This is a genomic window from Candidatus Protofrankia californiensis (assembly GCF_900634765.1).
GTDB classification, from domain to species: domain Bacteria; phylum Actinomycetota; class Actinomycetes; order Frankiales; family Frankiaceae; genus Protofrankia; species Protofrankia californiensis.
Window position 1 is genome coordinate 2,867 of sequence record NZ_CAAAFT010000226.1, and the last position, 1,604, is coordinate 4,470.

2 protein-coding genes are annotated in these 1,604 nt (G+C 64.0%); one reads left to right on the plus strand and one right to left on the minus strand.

The window, feature by feature from the left end; translation table 11 throughout:
- Window positions 1–199: 199 nt before the first annotated feature.
- The gene (locus DD1DGNOD_RS12335) at window positions 200–1,234 is read right to left on the minus strand and encodes a TIGR03617 family F420-dependent LLM class oxidoreductase (RefSeq protein WP_131766688.1); all 1,035 of its coding nucleotides are present in this window, start codon (window positions 1,232–1,234) and stop codon (window positions 200–202) included.
- 105 nt (window positions 1,235–1,339) lie between these two features.
- Between DD1DGNOD_RS12335 and DD1DGNOD_RS26945 the strand changes: the two genes are divergently transcribed.
- Window positions 1,340–1,507: a hypothetical protein gene (locus tag DD1DGNOD_RS26945; RefSeq protein WP_165036635.1), complete on the plus strand. Its 168-nt coding sequence runs from the start codon at window positions 1,340–1,342 to the stop codon at window positions 1,505–1,507.
- The last annotated feature ends 97 nt before the right edge of the window (window positions 1,508–1,604 follow it).

The window sequence follows — 1,604 nt, forward strand, 5'->3', positions numbered from 1 at the left end:
CTGCTGAACTCGTGCCGACATCCCTGTCGGCGGAGGGGCAAGCGAAAAAGGAACGGTCATTGCGTCGGGGCGCGTGGTCCTGTCAGATCATCGCGGTGTTCTTCGTCCTGCTCGGCGTGGTCGGGCCGATCCTGCCCAGCTGACCAGGGGGCAAAGGCGGCGTGATCATGTTTTATGTTTTCGCGCCGCCGGCAGCCGGTCAGTTCTCCTGCAGCCCTGCCACAATGGTCCGCCGGGCCTCGTCGGCCATTGTGTAGGGCACATACAGGGTGAAACGGTCGATCAGGCCGTCGAAACGGCGCCGGATATCCTTCGCGACCGCAGCCGGTTCGCCCACCACCGCGAACGTGTGCAGCACGGTGTCGTCCACGAGCTCGGTCATGACGTCCCAGTCGTTCTGCTTGGACAGCCGGTGGAGCTCTGTGTGCAGGTCACCCCAGCCGTGCAGCTCCAGGACGCCGCGGTAGGCCGGCGTGGCCCCGTAGAAGGCGATGCGATTACGTACCGTCCGCACTGCTTCGTCGTAGCTTTTCTCGTCGAGCCCGGTGGCCACCAGTCCCGTGTAGGACAGCGTGAACTGCTCCCGCTTCTTTCCGTTTTCATGGAGCACCGACTCCACGTTGGGGAGCGTGACCTCCCGCAGGTAGCGTTCCGTGGTGAACGCATGCACCAGCATTCCGTCGGCGACTTCCGCGGCAACCGAGGTCATCTTCGCTCCGACCGCGGCGATCAGAACCGGCGGCGGGCCGTAGGGGTTGGGGCCGGGATTGAACGTCGGCGTCATCAACGTGTGCTGGTATATGTCACCGCGGAAGTCAAGAGGTTCCCCGTGGTGCCAGTTACGCCATATTGCCCGCATGGCCAGGACGAACTCCCGCATCCGGTCGGCCGGTGCGGACCACGGCATGCTGAAACGGCGCTGAATATGTGGTTTGATCTGAGATCCCAGACCTAATACGAACCGACCGGAACTGAATGCTTGAAGATCGTTCGCTGTTGACGCCATGGTCATCGGGTTACGGGCGAACGCCACGGCTATGGCCGTCCCGACCTGTAGCCGCGGCGAGCGGTCCGCAGCCAGGAGCAGTGGCAGAAACGGGTCGCGGCCGACCTCGGTCGTCCATACCCCGTCGTAGCCGATCTGCTCAGCCTCCGCGATCTGAGCCGAGATACCAGCGATGTCCGCACCGCTGGTCCCGTCTATAGATCCACCGATGTGTCCGTCAACCAGCACTGCCAGCTCCTTCTGATCGTCACGGTGGCGGTTCGTGCCTGCTACCGGGGTCGATTCGCCCCGCGCAGGTCGGATGCCGTGCCTTGACGACCCGGTGGCGCACGGTTGGGCCCGCCGGTCGCGAACGCCGGTGAGGATCATCGTTTCTCCTGGTCGGCCGCCCGGATACGGGAAGCCGACCAGCGCTGTACCGAGCAGAAGACCGATGCCGAGATCAAGGCGCGGTCGACGTACGACCGATCGTGGAGAATTGACTCCGACGGCGAGAAGTAAATCAGGAGTAACTTAATGGGTCAACAACTCCCATCCCTCCAGCGGCCTGCGACGGTGCCGGTCCGCGGGCTCGGACTCCGGCTGAGGACTCCGGTTG